The sequence below is a fragment of the Fulvivirga ligni genome (assembly GCF_021389935.1).
In the GTDB taxonomy this organism is placed as follows: domain Bacteria; phylum Bacteroidota; class Bacteroidia; order Cytophagales; family Cyclobacteriaceae; genus Fulvivirga; species Fulvivirga ligni.
This window is the reverse complement of the sequence record NZ_CP089979.1, coordinates 5,033,958-5,051,643: the sequence shown is the minus strand read 5'-3', so window position 1 is coordinate 5,051,643 and position 17,686 is coordinate 5,033,958. Positions and strand designations below refer to the sequence as shown.

The 17,686-nt window shown below is 39.2% G+C and carries 14 protein-coding genes; 8 read left to right on the top strand and 6 right to left on the bottom strand.

Annotated elements, in window-relative coordinates; all coding sequences use genetic code 11:
• Nucleotides 1-74: 74 nt before the first annotated feature.
• The 3 genes from LVD16_RS21210 to LVD16_RS21200 all read left to right on the top strand — a co-directional run bounded on the left by LVD16_RS21210 (nt 75) and on the right by LVD16_RS21200 (nt 5,770).
• Nucleotides 75-875 carry a glucose 1-dehydrogenase gene (locus LVD16_RS21210; RefSeq protein WP_233770296.1) on the top strand — a complete coding sequence of 267 codons (801 nt, stop codon included), beginning with the start codon at nt 75-77 and terminating at the stop codon, nt 873-875.
• A 9-nt stretch (nt 876-884) separates the two neighbouring features.
• Nucleotides 885-2,720, top strand: coding sequence for a glycoside hydrolase family 15 protein (locus LVD16_RS21205; RefSeq protein ID WP_233770295.1), 1,836 nt, complete (start codon nt 885-887; stop codon nt 2,718-2,720).
• Nucleotides 2,721-2,926: 206 nt separating this feature from the next.
• Complete coding sequence (locus LVD16_RS21200; protein WP_233770294.1) at nt 2,927-5,770, top strand: PD-(D/E)XK nuclease family protein; 2,844 nt, start codon at nt 2,927-2,929, stop codon at nt 5,768-5,770.
• Nucleotides 5,771-5,777: 7 nt separating this feature from the next.
• Here LVD16_RS21200 and LVD16_RS21195 read toward each other — a convergent pair whose 3' ends face one another.
• Complete coding sequence (locus LVD16_RS21195) at nt 5,778-6,116, bottom strand: type II toxin-antitoxin system HicB family antitoxin (protein WP_233770293.1); 339 nt, start codon at nt 6,114-6,116, stop codon at nt 5,778-5,780.
• Nucleotides 6,113-6,355: a type II toxin-antitoxin system HicA family toxin gene (locus LVD16_RS21190; protein ID WP_233770292.1), complete on the bottom strand. Its 243-nt coding sequence runs from the start codon at nt 6,353-6,355 to the stop codon at nt 6,113-6,115. The genes LVD16_RS21195 and LVD16_RS21190 overlap by 4 nt, the downstream gene beginning before the upstream one ends.
• A gap of 187 nt (nt 6,356-6,542) precedes the next feature.
• On the opposite strand from LVD16_RS21190, the gene LVD16_RS21185 reads away from it, so the two are divergent.
• The gene (locus LVD16_RS21185) at nt 6,543-7,298 is read left to right on the top strand and encodes a hypothetical protein (RefSeq protein WP_233770291.1); all 756 of its coding nucleotides are present in this window, start codon (nt 6,543-6,545) and stop codon (nt 7,296-7,298) included.
• Here the strand turns inward: LVD16_RS21185 and LVD16_RS21180 are convergent.
• Nucleotides 7,282-8,601, bottom strand: a complete 1,320-nt coding sequence (locus LVD16_RS21180) for a peptidase associated/transthyretin-like domain-containing protein (protein WP_233770290.1) — start codon at nt 8,599-8,601, stop codon at nt 7,282-7,284. The two genes, LVD16_RS21185 and LVD16_RS21180, sit on opposite strands and share 17 nt — an antisense overlap.
• 128 nt (nt 8,602-8,729) lie before the next feature.
• Here LVD16_RS21180 and LVD16_RS21175 point away from each other — a divergent pair, with 128 nt between their 5' ends.
• Nucleotides 8,730-10,100 carry a cystathionine beta-synthase gene (locus tag LVD16_RS21175; protein WP_233770289.1) on the top strand — a complete coding sequence of 457 codons (1,371 nt, stop codon included), beginning with the start codon at nt 8,730-8,732 and terminating at the stop codon, nt 10,098-10,100.
• A 203-nt stretch (nt 10,101-10,303) separates the two neighbouring features.
• Here LVD16_RS21175 and LVD16_RS21170 read toward each other — a convergent pair whose 3' ends face one another.
• Nucleotides 10,304-10,465: a DUF1328 family protein gene (locus LVD16_RS21170; RefSeq protein WP_202245868.1), complete on the bottom strand. Its 162-nt coding sequence runs from the start codon at nt 10,463-10,465 to the stop codon at nt 10,304-10,306.
• Between the two features lie 219 nt (nt 10,466-10,684).
• On the opposite strand from LVD16_RS21170, the gene LVD16_RS21165 reads away from it, so the two are divergent.
• The gene (locus tag LVD16_RS21165) at nt 10,685-12,196 is read left to right on the top strand and encodes a tetratricopeptide repeat protein (RefSeq protein ID WP_233770288.1); all 1,512 of its coding nucleotides are present in this window, start codon (nt 10,685-10,687) and stop codon (nt 12,194-12,196) included.
• Here LVD16_RS21165 and LVD16_RS21160 read toward each other — a convergent pair.
• Nucleotides 12,193-12,777, bottom strand: a complete 585-nt coding sequence (locus LVD16_RS21160) for a hypothetical protein (RefSeq protein WP_233770287.1) — start codon at nt 12,775-12,777, stop codon at nt 12,193-12,195. The genes LVD16_RS21165 and LVD16_RS21160 overlap by 4 nt on opposite strands.
• Before the next feature lie 39 nt (nt 12,778-12,816).
• Nucleotides 12,817-13,251, bottom strand: a complete 435-nt coding sequence (locus LVD16_RS21155; protein ID WP_233770286.1) for a heme-binding domain-containing protein — start codon at nt 13,249-13,251, stop codon at nt 12,817-12,819.
• 137 nt (nt 13,252-13,388) lie between these two features.
• Between LVD16_RS21155 and LVD16_RS21150 the strand changes: the two genes are divergently transcribed.
• Complete coding sequence (locus tag LVD16_RS21150) at nt 13,389-16,835, top strand: pyruvate carboxylase (RefSeq protein ID WP_233770285.1); 3,447 nt, start codon at nt 13,389-13,391, stop codon at nt 16,833-16,835.
• 129 nt (nt 16,836-16,964) lie between these two features.
• Complete coding sequence (locus LVD16_RS21145; RefSeq protein WP_233770284.1) at nt 16,965-17,684, top strand: pirin family protein; 720 nt, start codon at nt 16,965-16,967, stop codon at nt 17,682-17,684.
• Nucleotides 17,685-17,686 lie beyond the last annotated feature (2 nt).

Sequence of the window (17,686 nt, the reverse complement as noted above, 5' to 3'; positions counted from 1 at the left end):
CTAAAAAGGCCTTTTTATCTAACAATTCTTCATGGAGAGACATTATAACTATGTCTTTTAATCAAAAGAAAACCATGAAGAAATTAGAAAATCAAACCGCAATAATAACTGGTTCCAGCTCAGGCATAGGTCAGGGCATAGCTATTGAAATGGCTAAAGAAGGAGCTAACATTTGTATTAATTATCTTAGTAGTGAAGAAGGAGCTGAGGAAACTCAGGAAGAAATAGAAAAGGTGGGTGGTAAATCCATCATTGTTCAGGCAGACACCAGCAAACCTAAAGAGGTGAGCAATATGTTTGAGCAGACTATCAAAGCATTTGGCACTGTGGATATCGTGGTCAGCAATGCTGGGGTGCAGAAAGATGCCTCTTTCCTGGATATGTCAATCGATGATTGGAAGAGCCTTATAGATATCAACTTAAATGGCCAGTTCATCTGTGCTAAAGAAGCAGCCAAAGAATTTTTAAGAAGGGGAATTGTGGAGGAGCGCTCTAAGGCAGCTGGTAAAATCATCTGTATGAGCTCAGTACATGATATCATTCCCTGGGGAGGGCATATTAACTATGCTACATCCAAAGCAGGTATACTCATGTTTGTGAAAACATTGGCTCAGGAGCTAGGTAAGCATAAAATTCGTGTTAATGCGCTAAGTCCTGGTGCTATCAAAACTAAAATAAACGAAGAGGTCTGGAAGGATGAAGAATCCAGAGAAAAGCTATTGGAATTAATTCCTTACCAGCGTATTGGTGAACCAGAAGACATTGGCAAAGCTGCTGTGTGGCTGGCTTCAGATGATTCTGATTATGTGCAAGGTCAAACTATTTATGTAGATGGTGGCATGACATTGTATCCAGGTTTCAGTGATAATGGTTAAATTAAAGATATGGAAGTAAAAGATAATGACTATAATCCTATAGCCAATTACGGCGTAATAGGAAATCAAAACACAATAGCACTGGTAGGCATGGATAGCTCCATCGACTTTATGTGCTTTCCACGGTTCGATTCACCATCTATTTTTGCTTCCATTCTGGACAAGGACAAGGGTGGCCGCTTTCAAATCATTCCAGATTTGAAGGAGGTAGATTACAAACAGCAATATCTTCCTGATACTAATGTTCTGGTAACCAGATTTTTAGCTTATGAGGGAATGGTGGAGGTTACAGACTTTATGCCTGTAAAATCATTGGAAGAAAACTGTGAACTGATCAGAAAGGTGACTGTAATCCGTGGGAAGGTATCCTTCAAAATGAATTGCCAGCCCCGCTTTGATTATGCGCGGGCGAAAGGCACTGTAACGCAGAAGAACAAAAACCATGTTTATTTTAAAGATGGCGATCAGGCTAAATTTATCAGGCTTATTTCTGATATGGATTTGGAGATCAATGACACTGATGCTACCGCTGAGTTTGTGCTGGAAGAAAAGCAAACAGCTAGCTTCGTGCTGGAGGCTGTCAATTCTGAGGAAGATGAATCACAGAATTTCAGCAACCTGAATGAAAAAATTCATGAACTGTTTACCGAAACCGTAAACTATTGGAAAGACTGGATCAGCCAGTCGAATTACAAAGGCCAGTGGTTGGATATGGTAAACAGATCAGCGCTCACATTGAAGTTGCTTACCTCACATAAGTTCGGAGCACCTGTGGCTGCTGCCACTTTCGGTTTGCCAGAGCACATAGGAGGCAAGAGAAATTGGGATTATAGATTCACCTGGGTGCGAGATGCCGCCTTTACCATGTATGCTTTCATTAGACTTGGTTATACCAAAGAGGCCGGTCATTTCATGGACTGGATACGCCAGCAGTTCGATAAAAACCTGGATGATAAACATGAGCTTCAGCTGATGTATGGCGTAGATGGAAAAGCAGATCTGCATGAAGAAGAGCTCAATCACCTGGAAGGGTACAAAAATTCCAGACCAGTACGTATTGGTAATGAAGCTTACAGCCAGCTACAGCTCGATATTTACGGTGAGTTAATGGATAGTATCTATCTCTATGATAAATACGGAGAGCCTGTTACCTATGATTTTTGGAAGTCACTCTCCAAGCAGATTGAATATGTGTGTGATAACTGGAACAAGGCTGATCATGGTATTTGGGAAATTAGATCTGAAGAAAAGGAATTTCTTTATTCTAGAGTAATGTGCTGGGTGGCGTTAGATAGAGGTGTAAGGTTAGCCGAAAAACGCTCATTCCCATATCCATTTGAGAGATGGAGAAAAATCCGTGACGAGATTTTTGAAAATGTATACGAAGAATTCTGGAATGAAGACATGCAGGCCTTCGTTCAGTACAAAGGAGCCGAGGTGCTGGATGCATCTGCGCTTTTAATGCCATTGGTAAGATTCATCAGTCCTTATGATCCTAAGTGGCAATCTACGATGAAGGCCATAGAAGAAAAGCTGGCTACAGATTCTTTGGTTTACAGATACGATACTAGTGATAACGTGGATGGACTGGAGTCTGAGGAGGGAACTTTCTCAGTGTGTTCTTTCTGGTATGTGGAATGTCTATGTCGTGGTGGTGAACTTGAAAAAGCACGTTTATTTTTTGAAAAAATGCTTTCTTATGGTAATCACCTTGGGCTTTACGCAGAGCAAATAGGCCTTCGAGGAGAGCAGTTGGGTAATTTCCCACAGGCATTTACGCACTTGGGGCTTATCAGTGCTGCTTACGCTATCAATAGATCATTAAATAAAACCAACATGGATTAGCGTGAATCATTTCATTCACTGCCGTAAAAGTTAGTTACCTCCATATTGCTTGGTACATTTGCAGTAATAACCAGTTACAGCATTTAGAAGATGTCTTAAAGTACTTGATTCAAAGCTTCTTAAGACATCTTTTCTTTTATATGAAAATGGTTGTAAACTTGAGTTGTCATAGCCAAATGAGCCGCTGAGAAAAGATTAAGAGACCAATGAAAAAATTTATTCAGGAAATAGCGGAGAAAATTCTCCAGGAGCATGGTGATCACCTCGCTGATGTCACTGTAATATTTCCTAACCGTAGGGCCGGATTGTTTTTGAGGGAGAGTCTTCGCGAAGCCGTAACCAAACCTACATGGTCTCCGAATGTGCTTTCTTTTCAGGATTTTATATCGCTACAATCTCCAACTCAAACGGCAGACAAGCTTTTTCTTACCCATCAGCTTTTTGAAGTTTACTCCAAGGTGATGAAAACAGGAGAAGGGTTTGACAGATTTTATTATTGGGGGCAAATGTTGCTTAAAGACTTTGATGATGTAGATAAATATCTGGTGAACACCGAGAATTTGTATACTAACCTAAGCAAACAAAAGCAGCTCGATCTCACCTTTGATTTTCTAATGCCCGAGCAGAAGGAGATCATCCAGAAATTCTGGCAGGGCTTTGATCAAACTAAATCTGAGCAAAAGGAGCGTTTTGAGTTTGTGTGGGACAGGTTGTTTAAAGTTTACACTACCTTTCAGAAGACGCTTAAAGATCAGAATTTGGCCTATGAAGGAATGCAATATCGCTATGTGGCTGATAATCTGAGTCGTATACAATTTAAGAAAGCCGATGGTCCGGTGATTTTCGGTGGGTTCAATGCTTTGAATCTGGCCGAGGAAAGGATAATCAGCTACTTCATAGAAAATAAGAATGCCGAAATTATCTGGGATCTTGATGCTTATTATGTAGAAGATAAAAATCAGGAAGCAGGTAATTTTCTTAGGGAATACAAAGGCAAAAATATATTCGCGTCCTCCTTCCCTGCGGAGAATCCTCAGTTTTTTAAAGAAGAAAAAAATATTGAGATCATAGGTGTGCCGCAGTATGTGGGGCAGGCTAAGGTGGTAGGTCAGCGTTTGGGAGAGCTTCTGGAAGCTGATCCTGATCTGGATCTGAGAAAAATTGCAGTGGTACTGGCCGATGAGGCTTTATTGTTTCCATTGCTCCATTCATTGCCTGATGGCATAGGTGCCATAAATGTAACCATGGGTTTTCCTCTGGCGTATGCACCGATTAATAGCCTTATTGAGCATATTCTGGATTTACAACGTACTATCCGTAAAGATCCTGATGACAATGTGCTTTACAGTTTCAAACCGGTATTGGCCATTTTAAGACATCCGTTGGTGTTACCTTTTGACCTGGAGAATATTGAAGCGCTGGCAGAATCTATTGAAAAGGATAACAAGGTGTTTCTTATGGAGGGAGATTTGGTTGACCTGCCTCTGATAAAAACCATTTTCAGGCCTGCTCAGGATGATCTTGTGACCTATATTTCTGATATTTTACTTTCCTTACACAATGGATCAGAGGCCTCTGGCATTGAGGTGGAGTATATCCATCATTTTTATCAGATTCTTAACCGATATGCTGAGGTACTTGCCACCTCAGATAGAAAGACTGATCTGGCTTCTTTCAGTAGATTGTTCAAGCAGCTCATTCGCACTGAGCGTCTTCCATTTTCAGGAGAACCACTCAAGGGACTTCAAATCATGGGGGTGCTGGAAACCAGAAATCTGGATTTTGAGCATGTATTTGTCCTTTCAATGAATGAAGATTTCTTTCCATCGCAAGGTGGTAAGCATTCTTTTATACCATATAATCTACGAAAGGCTTACGGTCTGCCCAATTTTGATCAGCAAGATGCCATCTATGCTTATCTTTTTTACAGGCTATTGCAGCGGGCCAGTAATATAGAGATGTACTATAATACTGAAGGTAATGACCTTGGAGGTGAAGAAATGAGCCGATTTTTGCAGCAATTGATCCATGAATCAGGCTTTGCAATACAACAAAAAGTGTTAGCTAACTACGCCGAACTGGAGGAAAGCAGAGTGATCTCAGTGCCGAAGGATGAAGCTGTTCTGAAAAGTTTAGAAAGGTATTTGGTAGGAGGTGAGCATAGTTATAAAAGGCTGTCTCCATCTGCGTTAAGCACTTATTTAGATTGTAGACTTAGATTCTACTATAGATACGTGGCCGATCTTTATGAAAAGGATGATATAGATGAAGATGTGGATGCTCGTTCTTTAGGTAATGTGCTTCACTACGCCATGGAGGTGCTTTATAAAGATTATCTCGATGAACGAAACTCAGGTGTAACCATTAGAAAAGAGGATTTTAAGAGCATCCGTTTAAGGCTTGAAAGGGCGGCAGTCAAAGCTTTTCGGGAACAGTTTTCAGTAAGCGAGGATCGTGTTTTCTATTTTGAGGGTAAAAACATTATTGCTAAGGAGATTATAAAGGATTTCATGAACAGCATATTAAAGCTGGATGAGCAGTATGCTCCCTTTGATATCATAGGCCTGGAGAAAAAGTATGAGCTCAATATCCCTGTGGAGTTGGCTGATTCTGAGAAGGTTGTAGGCCTTAGAGGCACCATCGATAGACTAGACAGAAAGGATAATAACGTCCGCCTGATTGATTACAAAACTGGTCAGGATAAGCACAATTTCGAAGACATAGAAAGTCTTTTTGATAGAAAAAAGAAGAATAAGGTGGCCTTTCAGACCATGTATTATGCTTTGCTCTATGAGAGAGAAAAGATGCCAGAAGAAACCATGGTTCCTGCTGTATTTAATAAAGACGCACTCTTCCTGGGAGAAGATGTACTGCTCTCACATAGAAAATTTGGTAGCGTAAGAAACGCTGAGTTTTATCTGCCTGAATACACCGAAGAACTTAAGAAACTTTTGGTGGAGCTATTTGATAAAGAAGTGCCGTTTGACCAAACTGATGATGAACAAAAGTGTAAATTCTGTGCCTATAATAATATTTGTGCCAGGGGGTAGGTTAAGGCTAAACCTCTTTTGAAATACGAAATCGGATGGCTTCTGTGACTAAACTGTTCAGCGAAGTTTGGGTTTCCATAGCCAAAAGAGCTGCCTGCTGATGGAGGCTTGAAGGAATCCGCACATTAAAACTTCCTTTAAAGGGTTTCTCAGGCTTTGAATTTTCCTCTTTGCAATCCTCAAGATAAGTATCTACAGCCTCTTTAAAATCTTCTTCGAGCTGCTTCCCAGTTTGACCCTCATAAGATATGAGACCTTTTATTCCTAGTACTTTTCCATACATTAAATTGTCTTCAGGGCTATATTCAATACTTCCTGTGTAGCCTTTATATTTCAGGTATTTCATATTCCTAATGTTTCCTTTATTTGTTTCATCTGATATTTTTTCATGATTCCACTTGGGTGTGGTTTATGAAGTAATATGTTGATGCCAGCATCATTTCTAAACTTAACTCGAGATCCTGAGGTTTTTCCTTTCTTAACCTCGCTATATCCGAAATAGCTTAGTAGCTGAACCATCTCATCATAATGAAAATCAGATGGCATGCCTAGAAATCTATCTATAAGTTTTTGTTTCTTAGACATAACTCAAAGTAACTATATTTAGTTGCAAAATGCAATTAATTTTAGGGCAGCCCCTTCTATATAATTTAATAAGATGTAATGATTTGCGTTAGTAGATTTGGAATTATTAGGGGTAAAAAATCTTATTCAAGTAGATTTACAGGAATTCAAAGAGCAATTTCAAATTTGTACCCTTTAATCTATAAATATGAAAAACATACTAACCATACTATTCTCTATCATTTTCTTCGCTTCATATGCCACACCTACCAAAATTCTGGTACGTGCTAAAGCTAAGGATGCTAAGTTTATCGGCAGCTCCATCGGTGGGGCACAAGTGATCATAAGAAATGCTGCTACGGCTGAGATCATGGCTAGCGGAAAGACCGCTGGTAGTACAGGTAACACTTCTCTCATTATGAAGGAACCGCATGAACGCTATAAAAATATTTCTGATGCTGAAACCGCTAAGTTTGAAGCCACTATCAATATAGATGAACCTGTGTTCCTTACCGTGGAGGTGATTGCCCCCTTCAACCAGCCTCAATCTGCTGTGCATGCATCTACGCAAGTGTGGTTAATCCCTGGAAAAGATATTGATGGTGATGGCGTGGTGCTCGAAATTCCGGGCTTCATTATCAATGTGTTAAGCCCTCAAACCCATGAGTCAGTGCAGTCAGCTAAGGCCACTATAACAGCTAATGTTGTGATGATGTGCGGCTGCCCACTATCAAATGGTGGCCTTTGGGATGCTGAGAAAATGGAAGTAAAAGCCATCGTTAAGAAAGACGGTAAAATGATAGACACAGTGGAGCTGCAGGTAAAAGAAAAGAACAATACCTTCCTTGCTGACTATAAATTTGCTGAAGATGGATCATACGAAATTACCGTTTATGCCTTTGATGCTCGAACAGGTAATTCTGGAGTCGGTAAAGTCAATTTCTCCATTAGTAGTTCGCATTGAGAAACATTCTGAAGATATCCCTCTCTTTGTACATCTGCTCATAATTAGAGTATTCATCAGGCAGAGGGATTACTCTTTTTCCATTATTAAATTTGAATTGCTCGTAAAGAGTTTTTTCATCATTTAAATCCTCAGCAATGCTTTCATCGATCGGTCGGTTCTGTTGTTCCCAGAAATCTGGTGTGTAGAATATTACAGGATTGATCATTTCATTATACATGATCATTCGCTGGTCATAATTAAGGTCTGCCACCGAATTGTCTTTAAACTCACCACCTATTAACGTAATGCGTTCTGTTAGGGCATCAGTGTTAATAAAATATTCTGTTGTGAGATCTGCCTTTCTTAGATAATACTTGTCTGCTATTTTGGTAAACGATAGATCAAAGCGAAGTTTTATTTTCGATATTTTACAATCATCATAGAGTACCTCATTGGCGTTTTCATCATAGATCTCCATTTCCAATAGGGCATAGTCATCTGCTTTTATGTAAGCTCTTCCGCTGTAGTCATGCTCTTTGGTGTCCAGTGAAGTAAAGCCTATCACGAAGACATCAGTGCTGTCATAGGTGGTGAGGCTGTCTATCGTATATCGAAATTCGTTTTTATTGATTTTATTAAAAGGGCCATTGTATAAATACTCACTTTTGGCCTTTGATAATTTGTCTATCTCCAGAGTTCTCTGGCGTTGGGTGTCGCACTCTGAACTAAGCGAGTAGTTAGATCTGCGCATGTTTTTCCATTGCGCAATATCATAGCTAAAAAGCGGATTTTTTCTATTATAGCCTGGTTGGTAGCCTGATATGTTGAATACGCCGTAGGCTTCAGTATATCCTTCATATTTCTCATTTTTTTGAATGGTTTCGGTATAGAAGCCATAGAGATAGTAAGAATCTTTGCGTAGGAAGTTGCCTAATTCCTTCTCCACATTTTTTACTAAATCTTCAGGGTTTTCTTTCTTAGCTCTTACCACAATCTCGCTTAGTACTGTCACTTTGGGTTGAAGAAAGATGGTATCAGTATTTATAAGATCTTTGGTTCGCTTCTGGAAGGTTTCAAATCCTATATTAGTTACAGCCAGCATTTGATTCTCATAGGTCTTATCTAAAGGAAGTATAAACTGACCATTGCCATTGGCACTAAAACCATATTTAAGTTCAGGAAATGAAATGGTAGCGAAAGGTACTGGGGTAAGGTCTTCAGCATTCACCACAGTTACTTTAAGTTTTTCTTGAGAATAGCTAAGGTTGGAAAATAAAACGGTGATGAGGAAGGGTAAAAAATATAGTCTTATTAATTGCATGATTGCCAGGTTTCTTCAGAGAAATAAACGGAGTAGACACTAAGTTGTTTCTATCTGTGTTAAATAAGAAAGTCATTCTTATTATTTCATTATAGATCTTGGTAGTTTTGAGTAAAATTGAAAAAAATATGTACTATAATTCCATTATTGAAGCCATAGGAAATACACCATTGGTGAAGCTGAACAGCGTTAGTAAAGGTATTAAAGGAACTGTCCTGGCTAAGGTAGAGTATTTTAATCCGGGTAATTCTATGAAGGATAGAATGGCCTTAAAAATGATAGAAGATGCTGAAAAAGAGGGTATTCTAAAGCCTGGAGGCACTATCATAGAAGGTACATCTGGTAATACTGGTATGGGACTAGCCCTGGTAGCCATAGCTAAAGGCTACAAGTGTATCTTCACGCTTTCTGATAAGCAGTCTCAGGAGAAAATAGATATTCTTCGTGCTATGGGTGCTGAAGTTATAGTATGTCCTACTAACGTAGAGCCGGAAGATCCCAGATCTTACTATTCTGTGGCTAAAAAGCTAAATAAAGATATCCCTAACTCATTTTACCCTAACCAGTACGATAACGTTTCAAATGCGGCAGCGCACTATGAGACAACCGGACCTGAGATATGGGAACAAACTGAGGGGAAAATAACGCACTATGCTGCAGGTGTAGGAACTGGTGGATCAATGTGTGGTACTTCTAAATATTTGAAAGAGCAAAATGCGGATGTTATATCTGTTGGTATAGACAGTTATGGATCAGTATTCAAAAAATATAAAGAGACTGGAGAGTTCGATAAGAACGAAATCTACCCTTACATGACCGAGGGTATAGGTGAGGACATTTTACCCAAAAATGTGGATTTTAGTCTCATTGACCACTTCGTGAAAGTAACCGATAAAGACGGTGCTATCATGACTAGAAGATTAGCCAGAGAAGAAGGTCTATTCGTAGGCTGGTCTTGTGGATCTGCTGTTCATGGTGCTCTGGAATATGCCAAAGAAAACCTACAAGAAGGTGATACTATGGTGATTATACTACCAGATCATGGTACAAGATACCTGGCCAAGGTGTATAATGACAATTGGATGAAAAACCATGGATTCTTAGAGGCTAGAGAGTTTGCCACGGCTAAAGATATTGTAACGAAAAAGAATGGTTCAGGTAAGCTTTATACTATTGATAAGAGTCGTTCGGTAGGTGAGGTAATGCAGGTCTTAAATAAGGAAGGCATTGACCAAGTGCCTGTGGTTGAGAACAATGAGTTTGTGGGTAGCGTTTCCACAACCAAATTATTAGAAAAGCTTATAGAAGATCCAAACCTTCGTGAGAAGCCTGTTTCTGAGATTATGGATGACCCTATGCCATTCGTAGCCATGAACAATACCTTGGATGTACTGTCTTCCATGATTAATAAAGATAACAAAGCAGTATTAGTAAGAGATGCTGCAGATGAAGTGCATATTATTACTCAACATGATTTATTGGCCGCTATCTCAAACTAGTTTGGCATAGTCCTTGCAACTAGTTTAGCAAGGTTGATAACATGTTAATGTAAGTAAGTTTTGGGAAAAGGTCTCACTTTCAGTGAGGCCTTTCTTTTTTTATACACATTTCGGGATAGCCAGAAATCTAGAGCATAAAAAAAGGACCTTAACTTTGATGTTAAGATCCTCTTTGGGTTTTAAAGTTATATCTTATTTCAGTATCAGCGTCTGACTGCACCTGAAATCAATGAGATCACAAATAACACTAAGAATACAAAGAATAAAATCTTAGCGATTCCTGCTGCACCTGCTGCTATACCTCCGAATCCGAAAAGGGCTGCTACTAGTGCTACTATCAAAAATATTACTGTCCATTTAAGCATAATTGAAAATTTTTTGGTTTTGATATGTGTAATGAAATAATTTGGCCAAAATCAATAAAATTTATAAAATGCTGATTATCAATGTTTTATATAAATAATTAATTTTCTGAAGTGATGAATAATTGTAGAATTTTTGATAAATTGAGTAATTATTTACTCAATTGGCTATTTCATCATTGAGTATTTGGTTGCTTTGCAAAGAGAATATCGTGCGGTAATATGAGGAAATCGATTTATCACTTCTTTATAGGAATATTGTTGAACAGCGGCTGTGTGGAAATGAGCCAGGCACAAGATACTGTGGCATACTCGTCAACGGATTCTATAAAGAAAAGTATCGATGCACTTAATGATCAGGCCTATAGTTTATATTACACTAATGTGGAGGTGGCAAAGGATGATGTTAAAGTGGCCTTTGAATTATCTCAAAAAATCAACTACGATAGGGGGCTAGCCAATGCCTATAACGTAACTGGAACCATAGCCTGGAGCCAGAGTGACTATACAGAATCATTAAAGAACTATTTCAAGGCATTAGAGCTGTTCAAGAAGCTCAAGGATAAAACAGGTGTTCTCGTTACCTATAATAATATAGCGGAGCTCTATAAAAAGATAGGAGAAGGAGATAAAGGTCTCCAATATCTATTCATGGCTCAAGAGCTTAATATTGAAGAGTATGGAGAAAAAAGAGCCCTTATTTCGGTAAACATCGGTGAGGTCTTCGAAGCGAAGTCAGATTACGATTCCGCAACCTTTTATTTTATGGAGGGATTGAATAATTCTTCCATCACTGAGCGTGAAAAGGCTTATGCCTACAATGGTCTGGCCAATGTGGCCAATGCTACCAGAGAATATGAATCTGCCATATACTTTAATGAACGTGCCCTGGCCATCAGAAAGGAAATAAATGAAATAAGGAGCATCTCAAATTCTTATAATAAGCTGGGCAATATTCACACCCGTCTTGAGCATTACGATCTGGCAGAACAATATTATGATAGTGCTTTAACTTATTCTCACATCTCCGGCGCTCGGGATTTACGGATGGAGATTTATGATAACAGGTCGAAGCTCTTCAAGGGTAAAAATGATTTCGAAAAGGCTTTAGAAGACTATACTGCTTATGCGCTACTAAAAGATAGCATTTTTAGTGAGCAGAAGAGCCGCCAGATTGCGAGTATTCAAAACTCTCATCAAACGGAGTTATTAAAGCAAGAGAATGAAAATGCACTGCTGGAATTGAAGCAAAGAAATGCTATAATCACCATCATAGTAATTCTTCTTTTGGCGGTAGTGGCCATTGCATATATTATGTATAAGCAACGCTTAGCTCAGAAAAATGTGATCAATCTTTTAAAAGAAAAGAATGATCAGATACAGTTACAATCGGAAGAGCTGCATGCTCAATCTGAAAAGATGAAATATCTTAATCAGAACCTTGAAAATCTCAATGGCACCCTGGAGGAGAAAATTAGAGAAAGAACCAGCCTTTTAAAGGAACAGAATAAAGTGCTAGCTGAATATGCATACATCAATGCTCATGAACTTAGGGCTCCTGTAGCCACGGTCTTAGGCCTGGTAAACCTTCTGAAAAACTGTGAGCTGCGAGAAGATGAAGAGAAAATTGTTAATTTTCTGCATGATGCTACCACTCACCTGGATGATGTAATCAAAGACATTAAAGAGAAACTGGAGAGGAGAGATTATGACCTCTTCGATCACGATCTCTAAACCAGCATAAATCGTCTTTTTCCTGGTAGTAGTTCTTCCAGCTCTGGCGGAGGACCAAAATGTTGATTCAGGAAATTATCAAGTTCATCTTTAGTCTGGTCACTTAGAATGTGAGCAATTTCATCTAGCGCTGTACCACTGATCATGTATGGCATGTTGCTAAGTTCCAATCGCTTGCCTTTGCAATGTGCATATAGCTGAAACTCATCCAATTCATTTTTCATGGATCCATTAATCAGGCATTGCTCCATCCAGGCTACAGGATTGCCAGGGTTATTTTGCATTACTTCCATGCGCTTACTAATATCTACATGGTGCGCAAAAAACTCTTCTATATGCTCCATAGATTCTTTTGAGATCTTCTTGCGCATCTTTTCTGCACATGAGGCACAGATAGCATATTCAAAGATCACATCCTGAGCTTTATAGCCTTTATAATTTTTAATGGCCTTTTCTATGAAATACTCACTATCATCCTCAAGAAGATACTTATCACAATCAATACACCTTTCAAAAGGTTGCTTGGAATCATAAGAATGAAAAATGCTGGGTATTTCTATATACGGTTCGTTATTCTGCATCTGGAAAGCTTTTGCTAAAAGGGAGTTATTACCTGATTATTAAAGGCTTTTCACCCATGATACTAAAGCTTCTTTTTGAGCGTCAGTGAGCTTGGCATCACCATGCATGATAGTATAACTTGAAAGCGGCATTTCGCCCTCTTCCACTTCATCCGCTACCTCTTCCAGCTTATGAGCTGCTTTATCGGCAGGGTATGTTCCCCAGATAGAGAAATTCAAATGTCTTCTTCCATCTTCAATATGTTCTGCAAGAAACCAGCTGGCAGGAGCTACATTAGAATACCACGGATACTCTGTCTTATAAGAATGACAATCATAACAAGCTGTAACGAGAATGTTTTTAACCTCATCTGATGGCTTAGTGATAGTTATGAAGTCTTCAGATTCATTGTAAGTAGGGTTGGTTTTATCAATTCTGAAAAACTGAATGATGATGAACGCTGCAACGAGTACTAGGATGATATACTTAAACATTTGTAGAAAGATTACAATTATCAATGTTGTGAATATAAAAATTAATAAACAGAAAACATCAGTCTTTGCCAAACCGACGTGAATGTTTTAACTTTTCAATACTAAATCATCTAACTATAACCTATTATACCTAATCCATGAATATTCAATTGAGGGAAATCAAAAAGCTAATGGTGGCTAACCGAGGTGAAATTGCCATTAGAATTCTTAGAGCCACAAGCGAGTTAAAGATCAGATCAGTAACCATTTACACATATGAAGACCGGTATTCTCTTCATAGATATAAGGCAGATGAAGCCTATCAGATTGGTGCTGATGATGATCCTTTAAAGCCTTATTTGGATATTGAAGAGATCATTGCTGTAGCCAAAAGAAACGGAGTTGATGCCATTCATCCTGGTTATGGTTTTCTGTCTGAAAACGTAAATTTTGCAAGACGCTGTAGAGAAGAGGGGCTTATTTTCATTGGACCAGAGCCTGAGGTGATGGACCAATTGGGCGATAAAGTGGAGGCTAAGAAAATAGCTGTTAAAGCTAATGTCCCAGTTATTGAAGATAGCAATGAAAGCCTCACTTCTGAGGAGGTAGCGCTTAAGGAAGCTTCTAGAATAGGCTACCCGATTATGGTGAAGGCCGCTGCTGGTGGTGGAGGTAGAGGTATGAGGGTGGTGAGAGATGATAACCAGCTAAAATCCGCTTTTGTAGATGCAAAGAAGGAGGCGGGAAATGCTTTTGGTGATGATACTATCTTTCTGGAGAAATTCATAGATCAGCCCAAGCATATAGAGGTGCAAATCATGGGTGATAACTATGGTAACATTGTTCACCTGTTTGAAAGAGACTGCTCAGTACAGCGTAGGTTTCAAAAAGTAGTGGAAGTGGCTCCTTGTATGACCATCTCACAGGAAACTAAAGATAAATTATATCATTATGCCTTATCTATCGCTAAGCAGGTAAACTATAATAATGTAGGTACAGTAGAGTTTCTGGTTGATAGAGATGAGGACATATATTTCATTGAAGTAAACCCCAGAGTTCAGGTAGAACACACCATTACAGAAGAGGTTACAGGGATCGATATTGTGAGGTCTCAAATACTTATAGCGAGAGGGTTTGATCTGGCAGATAGAAGGATATTTATTAAGGAACAGGCCGATGTAAAATGTAACGGATACGCTATCCAGTGTAGAATTACCACCGAAGATCCCGCCAATAACTTCCAGCCAGATTATGGAACCATCATAGCCTATCGCAGCGCTAGTGGCTTTGGTATTAGACTAGATGCTGGTAATTGCTATGCAGGCGTTAATATATCGCCCTTCTTTGATTCTCTTTTGGTGAAGGTATCGAGCTGGGGAAGAACATTAAAAGGAGCTGCAGAAAGGTTAGAGCGTGCCCTAAGCGAATTTAGGATAAGAGGAGTAGAAACCAATATCGGTTTTCTGGCTAATGTAATCACCAACCCGGTTTTCTATAAAGGTGAAGCCACCGTAAACTTCATACAAGACCACCCGGAGCTTTTTGATATGCCAAGAAGGCTCAATAGAGGAACTAAATTTTTAAATTATCTGGCCAATTTATCGGTAAATGGAAATCCGAATGTAAAGAAAATAGATACCACCAAAGTTTTCAGAGATCCTAAAGTACCTGAATTTGATCGTTTAGGAGGCTACCCTGAGGGTACTAAAGATAAACTAAAGCAATTAGGGCGCGAAGGGTTTGTGAAATGGCTAAAGGATGAGAAACAAATACAATTTACTGACACTACTTTTAGAGATGCACATCAGTCATTGCTAGCCACCAGAGTACGGACTATTGACATGCTCAAGGTGGCCGAAGGATACGCCAAGAATCATCCTAATACTTTTTCTATGGAGGTTTGGGGCGGAGCTACTTTTGATGTCTGCATGAGATTTTTAAATGAAAATCCGTGGGACAGGTTAAGCCTTTTCAGAGAAGCTATGCCCAATATTTTACTTCAAATGTTGCTAAGAGGCTCTAATGGAGTAGGTTACAAGGCCTATCCAGATAATTTAATAGAAAAATTTATAGAGAAATCGGCAGAAACAGGTATTGATGTTTTCAGAATATTCGATTCTTTAAACTGGGTGGAAGCTATGAAAGTGAGTATAAAAACTGTCAGAGAAAGAACAGATTCGCTGGCCGAGGCTTGTTTATGCTATACCGGCGATATTTTTAAAGAAAATACCAAGTATGACTTGCAGTATTATCTGGATTTGGCCAGAAAGCTGGAAGATGAAGGCGCTCATATCCTGGCTATCAAAGACATGGCAGGATTATTAAAACCAAAAAGTGCTGAGGTGTTGATTACTGAATTGAAAAAGGCAGTTGATCTACCTATTCATTTGCATACGCACGATACTTCCAGCATACAAAGTACTACTTACTGGAAGGCCATTAATGCCGGAGTAGACGTGGTAGATGTTGCCATAAGTTCCATGTCTGGGCTTACTTCCCAGCCAAACTTTAATTCTATGCTGGCTGCGCTTGAGGGTCATGAAAGGGAGAATAAGTTTGATATCCATTCATTGAATAAATATTCCAACTATTGGGAAGATGTGAGGGAATATTATTATCCATTCGAATCTGAGTTGAAAGCAGGCACAGCTGAGGTGTACGAGCATGAGATCCCTGGAGGTCAGTATTCTAATTTAAGGCCGCAGGCCAGAGGCTTGGGCTTGGAGGATAAGTTCGCCAAAGTGAAAGAGAATTATGCAGTGGTCAATAAAATGTTTGGTGAGTTAGTGAAGGTTACACCATCCTCTAAGGTGGTAGGGGATATGGCCTTATTCATGACTTCTAACGACCTGACACCCGAAGATATCTATGAGAGAGGACACACCTTATCATTTCCAGAATCAGTGGTAAGCCTCTTCAAAGGAGAGCTGGGCCAGCCATATGGTGGCTTCCCTGAAGATCTTTCCAAGATTATATTGAAAGGGGAGAAGCCGTTTACAGACAGACCTAATGCACACCTGGAACCTGTTGACTTTGAGGCCGAATTCAAAGATTTTCAAACCGAATTCGATGAATATTGCGATGAGCTCGACTTTCTCTCTTACAAGTTATATCCCAAGGTGTTCAAAGACTTTTATGATCACTGGCAGGAATATGGTGAAGTTTGGAGGCTCCCAACACAGGCTTTCCTTTACGGTCTTAAAGATAACCAGGAAATATTTGTTGAAATAGGTCATGGTAAAGCCATTATCATTAAAAAGCTATACAAATCAGCTCCGGATGAGAAAGGCATTTGCAGAGTTTACTTCGAAATGAATGGCCAAACCAGGATCATGGAAGTGAAGGATGAAAATGTAAAGGCTGAGAAAGCATCACATCTAAAAGCAACCACCGACAAACACGTAGGCTCTCCACTGCAAGGTAAATTAGCTGAAGTGAAAGTGAAAGAAGGTGATGAGGTGAAAGAAAATGCGCCATTATTCTCTATAGAAGCTATGAAAATGGAGTCTACCATAAATTCTCCAGTAAGTGGAAAGGTGAAGAAGGTACACTTAGCAGCAGGAGAAATGCTGGAGCAAGACGATCTGGTAGTAGAGTTCGAATAAATTTTAAGTTGAATATTGGAAACATTATTCAACTTGTCTTCGTATTAATGTTTAAACATTGATTATATTTGAGTCATGAATCGTTGACTTAATTGCAGGATTCATAACTTGATAAAACACCAAACAAAGATGAAAAAGATAATTCACAGAGCTAATACAAGAGGCCATGCAGACCATGGCTGGTTAAATACGCATCACACATTTAGTTTTGGAAGTTATTATGATCCTACCAGAACTAACTTTGGAATGCTTAGAGTACTTAACGACGACATCGTTACCGGTGGAGCAGGTTTTGGAAAGCACCCGCATGATAATATGGAGATTGTGTCCATACCATTGTCAGGCAGTTTAAAGCATGAGGATAGTATGGGAAATGCTTCAGTAATTAAAACTGATGACGTACAAATTATGTCAGCGGGCACTGGAATCATGCATTCAGAGTTTAACCCTAACCATAACGAAGCGGTTAATTTTCTTCAGATCTGGGTTTTTCCTAAAGAAAGAAATATTGAGCCTAGGTATGGACAGAAAACATTTGATCCTGCAGGTAGGGTAAACCAGATACAAACCGTAGTTAGCCCAGATAAAGAAGGTGAGGCATTATGGATTAATCAGGATGCTTACTTCAGCCTTGGTAATTTAGAGGCAGGTACAGATCTAACCTATGATTTGAAATCACCTAATCATGGAGTGTATGTTTTTACCTTATCAGGCAGTGTTGAAGTAGCAGGTGAGCAGTTGGGCAAGCGAGACGGTCTGGGTATTTATGAAATAGATAAACTAGATATAAAGGCCACTGAAAATGCAGATATACTTCTAATAGAAGTACCTATGAGTAGCAGAGGCTAATG